The organism is Bacillota bacterium (assembly GCA_040754675.1).
In the GTDB taxonomy this organism is placed as follows: domain Bacteria; phylum Bacillota; class Limnochordia; order Limnochordales; family Geochordaceae; genus Geochorda.
In genome coordinates, this window is sequence record JBFMCJ010000784.1 from 1 (window position 1) to 1,542 (window position 1,542).

The 1,542-nt window shown below is 65.8% G+C and carries 3 protein-coding genes; all 3 read right to left on the bottom strand.

Annotation, left to right across the window (positions count from 1 at the left end; all coding sequences use genetic code 11):
* On the bottom strand, positions 1 to 269 hold a 269-nt coding region (locus tag AB1609_23590), incomplete at its 3' end, for a hypothetical protein (protein MEW6049418.1).
* Positions 270 to 307: 38 nt separating this feature from the next.
* Positions 308 to 898, bottom strand: coding sequence for a transcriptional repressor LexA (lexA, locus tag AB1609_23595; protein ID MEW6049419.1), 591 nt, complete (start codon positions 896 to 898; stop codon positions 308 to 310).
* Positions 899 to 1,176: 278 nt separating this feature from the next.
* On the bottom strand, positions 1,177 to 1,542 hold a 366-nt coding region (locus AB1609_23600; GenBank protein ID MEW6049420.1), incomplete at its 5' end, for a YedE-related selenium metabolism membrane protein.

Genomic DNA, 1,542 nt, shown 5'->3' on the forward strand with positions numbered 1-1,542 from the left:
GGGTCGATTTTGAGGGCCCGGCGGGGCAGATGGGGCCGGCGAAGCGTCAGGGAGGCCAGGCGCGCCACCAGGCACGAGCGACCGGCTCCCGCCAGCACCCGGTACCCTTCCCGGGCGAGGGTGACAAAGAGTTCCCGGCCGTGCTCCGCAGTGGCGGGCACGCAGAAAACTTCCCGGGAGTTAAGGGCCTCTACCCGGGGACAGAAACGGGTGCTTGCCACCAGCACCCGGTCAGCTTCGCCGTTGAGCATAAAGAGATGGACGATCATTGTGGATCCTGCTCCGGAAATGCAAACCGTCTCGGCGCTCACCGCACCTTCTTGATGACGTGGGTAACCACTCCGACGATTTCCACCTTGTCGGGATTGAATTCCAGGGGCTGGAAGGAGCTGTTGGCCGGCTCCAGCCTTATCTTGTTACCCCGCGGGTAGTACCGCTTGCAGGTGACTTCCCCCTCTACGCGAACGATAACGGTCTGGCCGACCTCGGCCACCGGTTGCTGCCGGACCAGCACGATGTCGCCGTGTTCGATACCCATGTCCCGCATGCTATCCCCGCTGACCTCCAGGGCAAAAACCCCCTCTCTGGCCAGGCGCCGGGGCAGCGGGAGGTAATCCAGCACGGCCTCCTCCGTCACCACCGGCCCTCCCGCCGGGACGCTGCCGATAACGGGGATTTCCACCGTCTCCAGGTCGCGCGGGTCCCGCTCCGTCAGAAGGGCCACCGTGGGCAGGCCCAGACCGGCGGCAATCTTCTCCAAGGCGCTCAGGCTGGGATTTACCCGACCGCATTCCACATCGCACAGGTACTGCGGCGATACCCCCGCCCGCCGGGCCAGTTCGCGCTGGGTGAGCTGTTTATCCTTCCGCAGGGCGCGGATTTTCTCCCCTATTGGCATGTCGCCGCCAACTCCTTATAACGTTAGTTTATCCACGAATGACCCAACATGCAAGCGCTGAATTGCGGTAAATTAGAGACGAAAAATTCGCCTATAGGCGAATAATATGCGCTCTCTTGATGGGGCGGGAAATTTTGCGCCCGATACGCGAGGAGAAGAGTGGTATTCTGCCGGCAGAGCCCACGCCGGCAGAGACCGTGGCGTGGCGAGGCAAGGGGCACCCGCTCCCGGCAACGCCCCTCTCATGTCCCGGTGGCGGCGCGGGCGCCGTGAGTAAATCACTCAAAATGCGCGGGGACTTCGCCTCCCGAGAGCCTGCGACCGGCCCGGGCGGCCAGCGCGTTCGCCGTGGCGTAGGCCGTCAGCACCACCAACCCCGCCACCACCGCCAGCTTGCCGGCCGGGGGCACGCCCGCCGGGCCCGCGGCCAGGCCGAAGTTGTGGGCCAGGGCGGCGCCGAAGACCATGCCCAGCACCGCCGCGGCGGCGTCGGAGTGGCCCTCGCTCGCGGCCACCAGCTGCCTTAAGGGGCAGCCCCCCATCAAAACGAACCCCAGGCCGGCCAGGGCCATGCCCAGGAAGTTCCAGAGGGTCTGGGTATGGGCCACGGGCTGGTTGGCAAAGCCCGCTTTGAACAGGCCCAG